Source organism: Pantoea sp. 18069 (assembly GCF_902706035.1).
GTDB lineage: Bacteria > Pseudomonadota > Gammaproteobacteria > Burkholderiales > Burkholderiaceae_C > Comamonas.
Genome location: NZ_CACSJA010000002.1, coordinates 369,623 through 382,513 on the forward strand (window position 1 = coordinate 369,623; position 12,891 = coordinate 382,513).

The 12,891-nt window shown below is 67.9% G+C and carries 14 protein-coding genes; 3 read left to right on the forward strand and 11 right to left on the reverse strand.

Annotated features, from left to right (window positions below):
- Window positions 1-8 precede the first annotated feature (8 nt).
- Window positions 9-1,007, reverse strand: coding sequence for a tripartite tricarboxylate transporter substrate binding protein (locus GVL12_RS03835; protein ID WP_159911311.1), 999 nt, complete (start codon window positions 1,005-1,007; stop codon window positions 9-11).
- A gap of 58 nt (window positions 1,008-1,065) precedes the next feature.
- On the reverse strand, window positions 1,066-2,673 hold the full coding sequence (gene mdlC, locus GVL12_RS03840; protein ID WP_159911312.1) for a benzoylformate decarboxylase: 1,608 nt from the start codon (window positions 2,671-2,673) through the stop codon (window positions 1,066-1,068).
- 83 nt (window positions 2,674-2,756) lie between these two features.
- Here mdlC and GVL12_RS03845 point away from each other — a divergent pair, with 83 nt between their 5' ends.
- The gene (locus tag GVL12_RS03845; RefSeq protein ID WP_159911313.1) at window positions 2,757-3,668 is read left to right on the forward strand and encodes a LysR family transcriptional regulator; all 912 of its coding nucleotides are present in this window, start codon (window positions 2,757-2,759) and stop codon (window positions 3,666-3,668) included.
- A 4-nt stretch (window positions 3,669-3,672) separates the two neighbouring features.
- Here the strand turns inward: GVL12_RS03845 and GVL12_RS03850 are convergent, their stop codons facing one another.
- From GVL12_RS03850 to GVL12_RS03885, 8 genes are all read right to left on the reverse strand, one after another.
- A complete protein-coding gene (locus tag GVL12_RS03850) occupies window positions 3,673-4,116 on the reverse strand; it encodes a nuclear transport factor 2 family protein (protein WP_159911314.1) in 444 nt (147 codons plus the stop codon).
- Window positions 4,117-4,120: 4 nt separating this feature from the next.
- Window positions 4,121-4,915, reverse strand: coding sequence for an SDR family oxidoreductase (locus GVL12_RS03855; protein ID WP_159911315.1), 795 nt, complete (start codon window positions 4,913-4,915; stop codon window positions 4,121-4,123).
- Between the two features lie 5 nt (window positions 4,916-4,920).
- A complete protein-coding gene (locus tag GVL12_RS03860; protein ID WP_159911316.1) occupies window positions 4,921-5,478 on the reverse strand; it encodes a DUF3833 domain-containing protein in 558 nt (185 codons plus the stop codon).
- The gene (locus GVL12_RS03865) at window positions 5,475-6,773 is read right to left on the reverse strand and encodes an MFS transporter (RefSeq protein ID WP_159911317.1); all 1,299 of its coding nucleotides are present in this window, start codon (window positions 6,771-6,773) and stop codon (window positions 5,475-5,477) included. The genes GVL12_RS03860 and GVL12_RS03865 overlap by 4 nt, the downstream gene beginning before the upstream one ends.
- 16 nt (window positions 6,774-6,789) lie before the next feature.
- Entirely contained in the window at window positions 6,790-7,290 is a 501-nt protein-coding gene (locus GVL12_RS03870) for a chalcone isomerase family protein (RefSeq protein ID WP_200843478.1), read from the reverse strand.
- A 71-nt stretch (window positions 7,291-7,361) separates the two neighbouring features.
- Entirely contained in the window at window positions 7,362-8,630 is a 1,269-nt protein-coding gene (locus GVL12_RS03875) for a cyclopropane-fatty-acyl-phospholipid synthase family protein (RefSeq protein ID WP_159911318.1), read from the reverse strand.
- Window positions 8,627-9,406: a DUF1365 domain-containing protein gene (locus tag GVL12_RS03880; protein ID WP_159911319.1), complete on the reverse strand. Its 780-nt coding sequence runs from the start codon at window positions 9,404-9,406 to the stop codon at window positions 8,627-8,629. The genes GVL12_RS03875 and GVL12_RS03880 overlap by 4 nt, the downstream gene beginning before the upstream one ends.
- A complete protein-coding gene (locus GVL12_RS03885) occupies window positions 9,403-10,737 on the reverse strand; it encodes an NAD(P)/FAD-dependent oxidoreductase (protein ID WP_159911320.1) in 1,335 nt (444 codons plus the stop codon). The genes GVL12_RS03880 and GVL12_RS03885 overlap by 4 nt, the downstream gene beginning before the upstream one ends.
- Before the next feature lie 126 nt (window positions 10,738-10,863).
- On the opposite strand from GVL12_RS03885, the gene GVL12_RS03890 reads away from it, so the two are divergent.
- Window positions 10,864-11,529, forward strand: a complete 666-nt coding sequence (locus GVL12_RS03890) for a TetR/AcrR family transcriptional regulator (RefSeq protein WP_159911321.1) — start codon at window positions 10,864-10,866, stop codon at window positions 11,527-11,529.
- Window positions 11,530-11,580: 51 nt separating this feature from the next.
- Here GVL12_RS03890 and GVL12_RS26845 read toward each other — a convergent pair whose 3' ends face one another.
- Window positions 11,581-11,715, reverse strand: a complete 135-nt coding sequence (locus tag GVL12_RS26845) for a hypothetical protein (RefSeq protein ID WP_306770573.1) — start codon at window positions 11,713-11,715, stop codon at window positions 11,581-11,583.
- A gap of 621 nt (window positions 11,716-12,336) precedes the next feature.
- On the opposite strand from GVL12_RS26845, the gene GVL12_RS03895 reads away from it, so the two are divergent.
- Window positions 12,337-12,891 (forward strand): DUF4347 domain-containing protein (locus GVL12_RS03895; RefSeq protein WP_159911349.1); only part of this gene is annotated, 555 nt, incomplete at its 3' end.

The following is a 12,891-nucleotide window of genomic DNA, read 5'->3' on the forward strand; positions in this document are numbered from 1 at the left end:
CCTGCCGTTCAGTCGGCCTTCAGGCCAATGCTCCTGACCAGCTCGCCAAAGCGCTGGGCCTCGACCGCGTGGTGGTCGATGAACTGCTTGCGCGTCATCACGGCCGGGGTCGCGCCCAGGCCGGCGACGATGTCGCGCACGTTCTTCTGCTCCATGGCCTTGGCGATGCCGTCGCGCACCTTGCTGACCACCACGTCGGGCACGCCCGTGGGCGCGTAGATGCCGAACAGCGTGTCGGCGTCAAAGCCCGGAAGGCCGCTTTCCGCGAGCGTGGGCACATCCGGGTACTGGGGCGAGCGCTGCGGGCTGCCCACGGCCAGCAGGCGCAGCTTGCCGGCGTCGACATGCTTGAGGCCCGGGCCCGGATCGAACCAGTACTGCAGCTGGCCGCTGATCACGTCGTTGAGCGCGGGCGCGGCGCCGCGGTACGGCGCGTGCACGGCGTCGACCTTGGCCATGCGCTTGAACATCTCGCCCGCAAGATGCGGCGAGCTGCCCTGGCCCGGCGAACCATAGCTGACCTTGCCCGGATTGGCCTTGAGGTACTGGATGAACTCGGCGACGTTCTTCGCCGGCACATCGGGATGGGTCTCGAGATAGACATGCACGCGCGCCACGGCGGCGACAGGCGTGAGATCGCGCGCGGGATCGAAGCTGAGCTTCTCGTAGATCATCGGGTTGATCGTGATCGCCCCGCCCGAGCTCAGCAGCAGCGTATAGCCGTCCTTGGCCGAGCGCACGGTCTCGGCGATGCCGATGTTGCCGCCCGCGCCCGGCTTGTTCTCGATGATCACGGGCTGGCCCAGCGTCTTGGAGAGCTGGGGCAGGATGGCGCGCGCGAGCACGTCGGCCGCGCCGCCGGGCGCGAAGTTGACGACCAGGCGCACCGGCTTCTCGGGCCAGTTCTGGGCCATCGCCGGCAGCGCAATGCTGCTTAGCGCGGCCACGGCAAGCGCCGACGCAGCCTTCAGGCCCTGGCGGCGCGTGGCATGGAAATGGGTTGTCATGATGGTTTGTCTCCTTGTGAATTTATTGTTGTGTCCCGGGTCTTCGGGCCGCCCTGCTTCAGGCGACTTCGACTTCGACGAGCATGGGCCGCGGCGCGGCGATCGCCGCCTCGAGCACGGCGCGCAGCTGCAGCGCATCATCGACGTGCACGCCGTCGCAGCCCTGGGCCTTGGCCAGGCCCACGAAATCGATGTCGGGCAGCTCCGTGCCTTCGACTTTCTCGCCGTCGCGGTAGCCGAACACCTTGGCGAATTCCTGCAGCGCCGCGTAGCGGCGGTTCTTGAGGACCACGAAGGTGATTGGCAGCCGCAGCTGGGCCGCGCTCCACAGCGCCTGGATCGCATACATGCTCGAGCCGTCGCCGATCACGGCAATGACTTTCTTCGCCGGCTCGGCCAGCGCCACGCCCACGCCCGCGGGCATGCTGTGGCCCAGGCCGCCGCTGCACATGGTGTAGAACGTGCCCGAATGGAAGATAGGCAGATGGGCCTGGATGGTCGAGCGCGAACTCGGCGCTTCCTCGACGATGATGCTGCGCGGGTCACGCACTTCGGCCAGCGTCTGCATCGCCCAGGCCACCGACATGCGCTGGCCGGCTTCGGGCGGCCTGGCGCGTGGCGCGGGTGCGCGCCGTGCGGGAGCGGCGCGCACCGCGGGCGCGGGCCGCGCGAGCAGCTCCTGCACGCCCAGGCGGATATTGCCTATGGCCGCCGTGCCCACGGGCGCCCAGGCGGCGATGGCCGGGTCCTCGATCAGCTGGTACAGCGCCGCTCCGTCGGGAATGTGCGGCCCCTGTCCTTCGACATGGTAGGTGAATGTCGCCGCGCCCACGGCGAACACCACGTCGTGGCCGCCGAGCAGTTGCACGATGCGTTCGCGCATCGCCGGCAGGAAGCCGGCGAACAACGGATGGTCTTCGGGAAAGCTGCAGCGCCCCGACATCGGCGCGACATAGACGCGCGCCTGGTGGCGCTCGGCCAGCGCGACCACGGCGTCCCAGGCGTCGCCGCGGTCCACGGCCGCGCCCACGACCAGCGCCGGCGCGCGCGCGCCGTCGAGCGCCGCGCCTATCAGGTCGAGCACGCGCGGGTCGGGCCGGCTTTCGAAGCCGACTTCGCGCACCTGGATGGGCTCGGCCGGGTGGTCCCAGTCATCGGCCGGAATCGACACCAGCACCGGGCCGCGCGGCTCCTGCATGGCGATGTAATAGGCGCGTGCCAGCGCCTGCGGCACGTCTTCGGCGCGCGCGGGCTCGCAGCTCCATTTGACATAGGGCTTGGGCAGCTCGGCCGCCTGGCTGGAGTGCAGGAACGGGTCGAACTGCAGTATGGAGCGCGCCTGCTGGCCCGCGGTGATCACCATAGGCGTGCGGTTCTTGAAGGCGGTGAAGATATTCGCCATCGCATGGCCCACGCCCGCGGCCGAATGCAGGTTCACGAAGCTCGCGCGGCGCGTGGCCTGGGCATAGCCGTCGGCCATGCCCACGACCACGGCCTCCTGCAGGCCCAGCACATAGGAGAAGTCTTCGGGGTAGTCGCGAAACAGCGGCAGCTCGGTCGAGCCCGGGTTGCCGAAAATGCGCGTCATGCCGAGCTGGCGCAGCAGGTCTATCACGGCATGGCGCACGGTAAAGGAGGCGGAATTCTGGGGGTTTGTCTCTTGCATGGCGGTTCCTTGGCGTACAGCGCATCGTGCCCGCGGCGATAATTTCCAGCAACTGCATAAACCATCTAAGAGATATTCACTCCATGGATATAAACCGGCTGGACCTGAACCTGCTGCGCGTGTTCGACGCCGTCTACCGCCACCGCAGCGTGAGCCGCGCGGCCGAGGAACTGGGCCTGTCGCAGCCCGCGGCCAGCCAGGCGGTGACGCGCCTGCGCCTGCTCCTGGGCAATGCGCTGTTCGAGCGCGTGCATGGCGGCGTGCGCCCCACGCCGCGCGCCGAGCGCCTGGCGCTGGTGGTGCGCGAAGCGCTGGCGGCGCTCGAAGTCGGCCTGGGCGAAGCGCAGGCGTTCGATCCGCGCGCCGCGCGCCAGGTGTTTCGCATTCACCTCAGCGACATCGGCGAAGCGCGCTTCCTGCCCGCGCTGATGGCGGCGCTGCGCCAGCGCGCGCCCGGCATACGCATAGAGACCTTGCCGCTGCCCATGGCCGATATCGCCGACGCGCTGGACCGCGGCACGCTGGACGCGGCAATCGGCTTTCTGCCCGGCGTGCTGAGCACCGAGCGCAGCGTGCTGCTGCAAGACCATTACTGCGTGCTGCTGCGCAGCCAGCACCCGTTGCTGCAGAAAGGGAAAAGTTCGCGACCGGGCATCAAGGCGCTGCGCCAGCTTGAATTCGTCGCCGTGCGCTCGCACTCAGAGACGCTGCGCATACTTGAGGCGCTAGAACTCACCGACCGCATCCGGCTGTCGGCGGCCCACTTCCTGGCCGTGCCGTCCATCGTGAGCCAGACCGATCTGGCCGTGGTCATGCCCCACGAGATCGCCGCGGGCTTCGTGCGCGGCGGCGGCTATGCGCTGCTCGACGCCGGCCTGCCCGACCACCGCTTCGCGGTCTCGCTGCACTGGAGCCGGCGCTTTGCCCAGGAGCCGGCCAAGGTCTGGCTGCGCGCGTGCATCGAGGAGCTGTTTCGCCAACCCGCGGCGGCTTAACTCGCTAGCGCGGCCTGGCCGCCAGCTTTTTCTGCAGCGCGCGCATCACCACACCCAGCACCGGCAGCTTGGCATAAAGCTCTTCCGCGGCATCCCAGTAGTCGCGGTGCAGATCCACGCTGCCATCGGCCGCGAAGTGCAGATGGGTCGCACCGCGAATGCACATCCGCGCGCCGCCCGCGCGCTCGAACAGGAACTCCCAGGTCAGAAAACCGGCGTCGCCTTCGCTCACCGCCTGGCCCACGATGAAACGCGGCGCGCCCAGCGTATCGAACATGTGCTGGAACACGCAGCCGATCGCGGCCCGGCCCTGGACTTCGTTGAACGGGTCCTTGAAGCGCGCCTGCGGGCTGTAGAGCGCGAGCAGCGCCGGCACGGTCTCGGGCCGCAGCGCTTCATAGGCCGTGACGACCGCCGCCATTCGGGGATCAGAGGAAAACAAGGGCATGGCATCAGGCTCCGGTGGTGCGGCGCACGGCCGCGAAGTACCAGGCGTCGGGCAGGCAGCGCAGCAGCCGCACCCAGGCGGTGAAGCGGCGCGGGAAGTTCATCTCGAAACGACCGCGCGCCCAGCCTTGCAGCATGCGCTCGGCAGCCTCGTCGGCGCTGATCAGCGCGGGCATGGGAAAAGCGTTCTGCGCGGTCAGCGGCGTCTGGACAAAACCCGGGTTGATGATGGACACGCCTATGCCGCGCGGATGCAGGTCGAGGTAGAGGTTTTCGGCAAGATTGTTGAGCGCGGCCTTGGTCGGCCCATAGGCCAGCGACATCGGCAGGCCGCGGTAGCCGGCCACGCTGCCGACCAGGCTCAGATGGCCCCGGCCCGCCGACAGCAGTTGCGGCAGCACGGCGGCCAGCAGGTGCAGCACGCCGCCGTAGTTCACGGCAAGATGCTGCTGCATCTCGGCCAGGTCGAACGCGGTCGCGCTTTGCGCGCGGTAGTGGCCCGCGCAATAGAGCACCAGCGCCAGCCCCTGCGGGCCCGCCTGGCCCTGCACCTGCAGTGCCGCGGCGCGCAGCGCCTGCGCATCGCCCACGTCCAGCGGCAACGCGACGCAGCCCGGATGCCCACGGACGAAGTCCGCGAGCGCCGGCGCCTGGCGTGCCGAGACAATGACGCGCGCGCCTTCGCGGTGCAGTGCCGCGGCGGTGGCGCGGCCTATGCCCGACGACGCGCCTATGATCCAGACCCAGCGGCCGGTCCAGTCGCGCAGCGGCGGGTTCAGGGGGGCTCCAAAGAAGGCCATGGTGGTCAGTCCCTGGGCGGCTTGTCGAACGCCAGTGTGATGTCGCCCAGGTGCAGGCCGAACTTGCGCATGGCCGTGCGGTTGAGCACGGTGCGCGCGTCCATGCGGTACATCCAGTCGTCGAGGTCGACGTTCCAGACCCGGCCGTCGACCGGCAGGGCCAGCGTGTATTTCCAGTGGAAGGCATTGCCCGCGGTCTGCCCCGTGGCCTCGCCGACCACGTCGTCGGCGCGACCGGTGTAGCGCCCTTCGCCCAGGTGCTTGAGGTGCCAGACGCGGCGCTGCGTCGTGCCGTCGCTGTAGACGAAATGCTCGTCGAGCATGCCGCTGTCGCCGTCCCAGCGGCCGGTCATCTGCACCGAAAAGCGCTTGACCACCCTGCCCGCGCGATCGGTGAACATGCCGTGCGCCGTGAGCGGCCCGTTGAGGTACTCGCGCAGGTCCAGCACGGGTTGTTCCCGCGCATAGTCCTGGACTTCAGGGCCGGCGCAGCCCGCGAGCAGCGCCGCAGCCGCCAGGCACAGGGCCGCGCGCCGCGCGATCGCAAAAGTCGATGGCTTCATGTCGTGTGTCTCCATGTGGGGTGGTGGCGTTCGGCGCACCAGAGCGCCAGAGCAGCGCCCAGCTTCAGCACGCAGGGCAGGCCGGCGTAGAGCCAGGCCAGGGCCTGCAATGCCGCGGCATCGGTGCTGCCGCTGCGGTAGCCGGCCCACGACAGCAAGGGCAGCACCAGGCCCGCGGCCAGCGCCAGATTCAGTTTGGTGGCGCAGGTCCACCAGCCCAGATAGCGGCCTTCGGACTGCCCGCCCGCGCCGCCCTGGTGGATCACACCGGTCAGCAGCGCGGCCGGCAAGGCCAGGTCGGCGCCCAGCGCCAGGCCGCTGGCAACGCAGATCACCGCAAACACCGCGCCATCGCCCGCGCCCAGCCAGGGCGTGGCCGCGAACGCCAGCACGCTCAGGCCCATGCCCGCGCGCCAGCTCGGCGCCAGGCCCCGGCGCCCAACCGCGCGCACCCACAGCGGCAAGCCCAGCGCCGCAGCGCCGAAGTAGCCGAGCAGGAACAGCGGCTGCCATTGCGGCGCCTGCAGGCGGTCGGCGACAAAGAACGGCAGCAAGGTCGCGGGAATCGCGCTGGCCACGCCATTGAGCATGAACACCAGCATCAGCCAGCGAAAGCTCGCATTGGCCCAGGGCGAGCGCTGCGGCCGATCGGGCGACGGCGCCACGGGGTCGGCCAGCTGCGCCACAGGCAACTTCAAACGGTGCAGGCTCCAGAGCCCGAGCATCAGCCCCAGCACCAGCAGCGCGCTGGTCGCGTCGAAGCCCAGCCACAGCGGCAGCGCGCTGGCGAGCAGCACGCCGATCAGCGTCGCGCCTTCGCGCCAGGCCGTGACGCGCGCGCGCCAGGCCGGCGCCCCGCCCCAGCGCGTGCCCCAGGCCTGGTGCAGTATGCAGACCGCGCTGTAGGCCAGCGTCGTCAGCAGCAGCGCGCCCGCGAGCCAGACCAGCATTGCCGTCGCACTGTCCTTGGGCGGGTGCCACAGCGCGGCAAAGCCCAGCGCCAGCAGCACGCAGCCCAGTACAGCAGCCCACCAGGCATGGCCCTGGCCTTTGCCCTGGCGGAACAGCCGGTCGGCAAGCCGCCCGAGCGCGGGGTCGATCAGCGCATCGAGCGCGCGCGTGGCCAGCAGCACACCGCCCAGCGCCGCAAGCGGCGCGCCGGCAACGCTCGCGTAGTGGTGCGGCAGGTTCACATACAGCGGCAGCGACACAAAGGCCAGCGGCGCGGCGAGCGCGCCATAGGCCAGCCCAGTGCGCCAGGGCAGTTGCAGGGGAGCGCGCGCGGCAGTGGTCATGGTGCGAAGCGCAGCGTCAGTCCGCAAGCCCGAGCAGCGACTTGCGCAGCGCCGGCGCCGAAGTCTGCGCGGCCAGCCAGATGCCGAAGAACAGCCGCGCATACTCTGCGTCGCGCGCCTGCGCCGTCAGCCGCCCATTGTGGAAAAAGCGCACGCCGCCCTGGCCGTCGCTCCAGCCCAGCAGCCGGTCCTGCGCCGCGACATCGGGAAACGCCGTGGTCATCAGTGCCAGCCATTGCCGCGCCTGCGCTTCGCTGAACGCACCGATGCGGCGCATTTCGGCAATGGAGCGTTCGGCGATCGCCAGACCTTCGAGCTTGCGGTCATAGAGCAGTTCGAGCGCCATCGGCTGGTGCGCGTAGTGCTCGGGCGCAAAGCCCGGGCCGGCCCACAGCCGGGCTTCGTAGACGCGCAGGCCAAAAAAACGCAGCACACCCGTGCCCACGAGCCGGGCATCGGGCAGGTCGGCGCGCAGTTCCTCGGGCCGGGTGGGGGCAGCGCAAGCGGTCAGGGGCATGGCAAGAATGGGGGCAGCGAGAACGCCACTGCCTTGCTGCAACAGCGCGCGCCGCGTGGGCCGGCCGGCAGTCATGGCAGGGGCTTTCTCAGGGTGAATTGGATGACATCGGTATTGCCGGTGTCGAACGCTGCTTCGCAGTAGGCCAGATAGAAAGTCCAGATGCGCGCAAAGCGCTCGTCGAAATCCAGCTGCAGCAGCCCGTCGCGACCGGCGATGAACGCGTCGCGCCAGCGGCGCAGCGTCTCGGCATAGTCGCGCCCGAACGCCAGCCGCTGCTCGACGACGAAACCGGCGCGCCTGGCCTGGGCTTCGAATGCCGACGGACTGGGCAGCAGCCCGCCGGGAAAGATGTATTGCTGGATGAAGTCCGTGGAGTTCAGATAGCGCTCGAACAGATCGTCGCGAATGGTGATGGTCTGTATGCAGGCATGGCCGCCGGGCTTGAGACAGGCGTGCAGCATGTCGAAGTAGCCGGCCCAGTATTCGTGTCCCACGGCTTCGAACATCTCGATCGAGACGATGGCATCAAAGGGCGCTGCGCCATGCGCGGCCGGCAGGTCGCGGTAGTCTTGGTAGTGCAGCGCGGCCCGGCCTTCGAGCCCCGCGGCGCGCAGCCTTTGCTGGCCCCAGAGCAATTGCTCCCTGGACAGCGTGACGCCCGTGACCTGGGCCTCGAACTCGCCGGCCGCGACTTCGGCCAGACCGCCCCAGCCGCAGCCGACTTCAAGCAGCCGCATGCCGGGCGCGACGCGCGCTTCGCGCAGCGCGCGCCGCACCTTGGCCAGTTGCGCGGACTGCAGGTCTGCGCCTTGCGGGTCGCGGCCTTCGAACCAGGCCGCGCTGTAGTTCATGCTGGCGTCCAGCCACAGCCGGTAGAAATCATTGCCCAGGTCGTAGTGGGCATGGATGTTCTTTTCGCTGCCCGCGCGGGTATTGCGCCGCAGCAGGTGGCGCAGGCGGTAGGCTAGCCGCCCCCACCAGCTGCCATAGACCATGGCCTCGATGTGCGTGCGGTTGGCAATGCACAGGCGCAGCAGCGCGGGCAGATCGGGGCTGTCCCAATCGCCATCGATGAAGCCCTCGGCCAGGCCGGTGTCGCCCGACTTCCAGACGCGCTCGAACACCCGCACATCGCGCACGTTCAACGCGGCGCGCGGCATCTCGCCGTCGGCGGCCGCCCCGGGGTGCAGCGGCAGGCGCAGCATATGGCGGCCCGGCAGGTGCAGCTCGAGCTGGCCTATGGGCAGGCGCTCGAGCAGGCGCAGCACGCGTTCGGTAGCGGCCGTGGCACGGCGCGGGGCGGCCGCGGCCGCTGTGGGGACTGTGGTGGTGTTCATCGCGATATGAAATGTTCGGGAGCCGCGGGTTTGGAAATGAAAGGCAGGCGCTTGCGCCACAGGCGCAGCGCCTGCCAGTGGATACGGGCGACCACGCCCAGGGTCATCAAAGGCATGCCGAAGAGCGCACGCCGTATGCTGGCCGCGTCGAGCACCTGCAGCGTCCCGGCGACGCTGGTGTGCAGCAGGGGCCCGGCGTCGTCATGCAGGTCGACGCGCACGCGCGTGTTCGCCGGACTGCCGGCAGCCGCGGCCGTGCGCTCGAAGTGAAAGCGGTAGTGGCCTTCGATGCGGCAAAAAGGCGAGACATGAAAGACCTTGCGCGCCGTCTGCTCGCGCCCCCAGTCCAGTTCATCGCCCGCCAGCAGATAGGCATGGCGTTCGCCGAACGTGTTGTTGACTTCGACCAGCACTGCGGCGAGCGACCCATCGGCGCGGTGCGCATACCAGAAGCTCACCGGCTTGAACACATAGCCGAACACGCGCGGAAAGGTGTGCAGCCAGACTTCGCCATCGGCGTCGGCAATGCCTTCGCTTTGCAGCACGCCATCGAACCAGGCCAGCGCGTCGCCCCCGCCTTCTCCGTGGTCGCAGTCGTGGAAACTGATGCCCGCGCGGCGGTTGCGCGCCAGCGCCGCGCTGGGCTGGTCGCGCAGGCTGCGCAGCGGCAGCAGCAGGAAATAGCTGGGATAGCGGAACGCATGCGCGACCGGCCGCAGGCGCCGGTGCCAGACATGGCCCATGCCGATCAACGGCTGCGCCGGGGCCTGGGTCATGCGGCCTCCTGCGCGACGCTCTGCGGCATGCGGCGCAGGGCCTGCATCACGCCCTGGGCCGCGGCCAGGCCCGAACGCAGGCCGTCCTCATGGAAGCCATAGCCCGACCAGGCGCCGCAGAACCAGGTGCGGCGCTGGCCTTGCAGCGCCGCGACCTTGCCCTGGGCCTGGATGGCGGCCAGGTCGAACACCGGGTGGCTGTATTCGATGCGCTGCTGGACCTTGGCCTCATCGATGGCGCGCGAAGGGTTCAGCGAGACGATCACCGGCTGCTGCCAGGGCAGCGGCTGCAACCGGTTGAGCAGATAGTGCAGGCAGACCTGGGCCTGGTGGGCGCCCGCGCCCGCGGCGCGCTCGTAGTTCCAGGCCGCCCAGGCCGCGCGCCGCTGCGGCAGCACGCCGGTATCGGTGTGCAGCACCGCGACATTGGGCTGGTAGCGGATCGCGCCCAGCACCGCCGATTCGAGCGACGTCGCATCGGCGCCGAGCAAGGCCAGCGCCTGGTCGCTGTGGCAGGCCATGACGACGGCATCGAAGGCTTCGCTGCCCTGCGCCGTCTGCACCAGCACGCCTGCATCCAGCCGGCGCACGCCCAGCACCGGCGTGTTGAGGCGTGCCTGGTGCACGCCCGGGCCTTGCAGCCGCGCGACCATGCGGCGCACATATTCGCGCGAGCCGCCGCGCACCGTGTACCACTGCGGACGCTTGGTGACCTGCAGCAGCCCATGGTTGTGGCAAAAGCGCACCAGCGTCGCCAAGGGAAACCGCAGCATCTGCTCGGTCGGGCAGGACCAGATGCTGCCGATCATCGGCAGCAGATAGTCTTCGCGAAACGCCTTGCCAAAGCCATGGGTGTGGAGGAAATCGGCGATAGGGCTTTGCAATTCGTCTTCGACCTGGCGCCGCGCGAGATCGGTCGTGAGGCGGTTGAAACGCAGGATCTCGGACAGCATTCCCCAGAACCGTGGCCGCAACAGGTTGCGCCGCTGGGCGAACACCGCGTTGAGCGAAGTCCCGCTCCATTCGAGGCCGCTGCCGCCCCGCGCATCCAGGCACTGCACCGACAGCGACATCTCGGACGCCGCGCTGTCCACGCCCAGCTCGGCGAACAGCGCCGTGAGCAAGGGATAGGTCTGCTGGTTGTAGACCAGAAAGCCCGTATCCACGCCGTGCTGTATGCCGTCAAGCGCGAGGTTCACGGTGTTCGCGTGGCCACCGAAATGGCGGCCCGCCTCGAACAGCGTGACCTGGTGGCCCGCATGCGCATCCGCGAGCCGCCACGCGGCAGACAGGCCGGCGACGCCGGATCCGATGACAGCGATGCGGTGCATGGCGAACTCCATTTTTGTACTTGAAAGATCAATTAATGAACTCATGAGTTCACAATATATCTTTTAAGTCTCGACTTTGCACTATAAAGTTTCCACACTCGGGGTTTCGCTCTAGAATCAAGGCCTATGGAAACCCGTTCATCGATCAAAGAGCAGATCCAGCGCCTGCGTCAGGAAGCCATCGTCACCGCCGTCAACCGCCTGCTGGCCAGCAAGGGCTACGACGCGATGACCGTGGACGAAGTCGCGGCGGAAGCGGGCATGGCCAAGGCCAGTCTCTACAAGCTGTTCACGTCCAAGGAAGAGCTCGCGGGCGCGGCGATGGTCGGTGTTCTCGACCGTGCGCTGGCATTTGTCGACGGCTTGCGCGCCCAGGCCAGCGAAGCCGCGCAGACCGGCTCGCCGCTGTCACCCGTGGACCAGTTGCGCGCGGTGATCCGCTGGGCCATGCAGACCCAGCTCGAAGGCGAAATGCCGTCGCTGCCGGCGCAGAACTCCAGCCTCAGCGCTTCACTGCAATCGAACGATGCCTATATGGACCGGCTGATTGCGCTGAGCAACCGCCTGAGCATCTGGATCGCCGAAGCCCAGACCAGCGGCCAGCTCAACGCCCAGCTGCCGTCCGAACTCGTGCTCTACACGCTGTTCGCGCGCGCCTGCGATCCCGTCGTGGCGCTGCTCAAGGAGTCGGGCCAGTACACCCATGCGCAGATCCTCGACTGGGTCACGCAGACCACGTTCCATGGGCTGGCACAGCCGGGCGCAGCCGACGGCGCTGTGGCGCAGTCCTAGAACCTATGGGCTGGCGACGCTGAAGAACCGCCACGCCAAGGCCTGCGCAGATCAGCTCACGCGGCATGGCAGGGGCAAGAGCCGCGCCATGCAGGAAGTGTCGACCGGCGCGTCGTGGCGCGCTGGCAGGAATTGCCGGGCCAGCGGCTGTTCCAGTTCCTCGAAGCACAGGACAAATTGCAGCATCTGCGCGATGGAACTGCCCCTTCAGACGCGCCACCGTTCGGGGCGCTCAACCGTCCATCTTGGCGCACGGCGCACGCCCGCATCACCTGGGGCTGGCCGGTGACGTGCCTCGTCCGGAAGGTTGACTTTGTCCTGTAGCTCACTGGCTGAGCAGGACCTCGCCCAGCGGCGCGCTGGCTGATGCAGCCGTCGCCGAAGGCGCGCAGCACCCAGTCGGCGTGCTTTCAGCAGCGCTGCCAGCCAGCCGCCGACCGTCAGGCGTGACGCATGCGCTCGCAAGAGCAACACCCACCCAAAGCGAACACACAGAGAACCCATATTGACGCCATCTTTTGCGCATAGAACCCGCAATTGCTCAAGCTCCGCGAAGCTGTTTTTTGCCCGAATCGTCGCAACAAAACAACCAACAATGCAACAGAATGTCAACAAATTACAAGCCCCCGCCCCAACTGGCCTGAGTCCCTAGAATCCAGGCACGGGACGCTGAAAAACATAGATTTCAAAAAATAACAATAAAATTTCCTGTTTGATGCCCCTTCGGATACGGACAAGAGCGTAAGAAAAAGTAATCTTTATCCTACGGTTCGCACAATCACACATCGAATTACAAAGGAATCCACCATGGCAAAGTCAAGCAAACGCCTCCGTTCAACTAGCCGTCTGCTGGCCTTGGAGCCGCGGCTGCTGTTTGATGGCGCAGCCATGGTGGCCGCCCAGGACGCCATGCCCCCGGACGACGTGCATCAAGACAATGCAGGTCATGCGTCGGATGCATCGCTCGAGGGCCGAAGCCCGCAGCCACTGGACTTCGATGGCAGCCGGGCCGACACAGCGCCTCAGGAAGTGGTCCTCATAGACAGCCGCGTTCCCCAATATCAGGACCTGGCCGCCCAGGCCCAGGCCAATGGCGCACAAGTGCATATCGTCAATGTCAGCGAATCAGGCCTGACCGCCATCAGCAACACACTGGTCCAGGCCGGCAACGTCGGCTCGCTGCAAGTCATTGCACTCGATGCCGGCGGCACCAGCCAACTCGGCTCGGACAGCGTGACACAGGCGCAACTGCAAGAGCGCCTGAGCCAGGATGCAGGCTGGTCCTACTACGTCAGCGGCGACAGTGCACAAGTCGATTTCCAGGCCCTTGAAGCCTCCATCGACAACTCCGATGTACCCCCC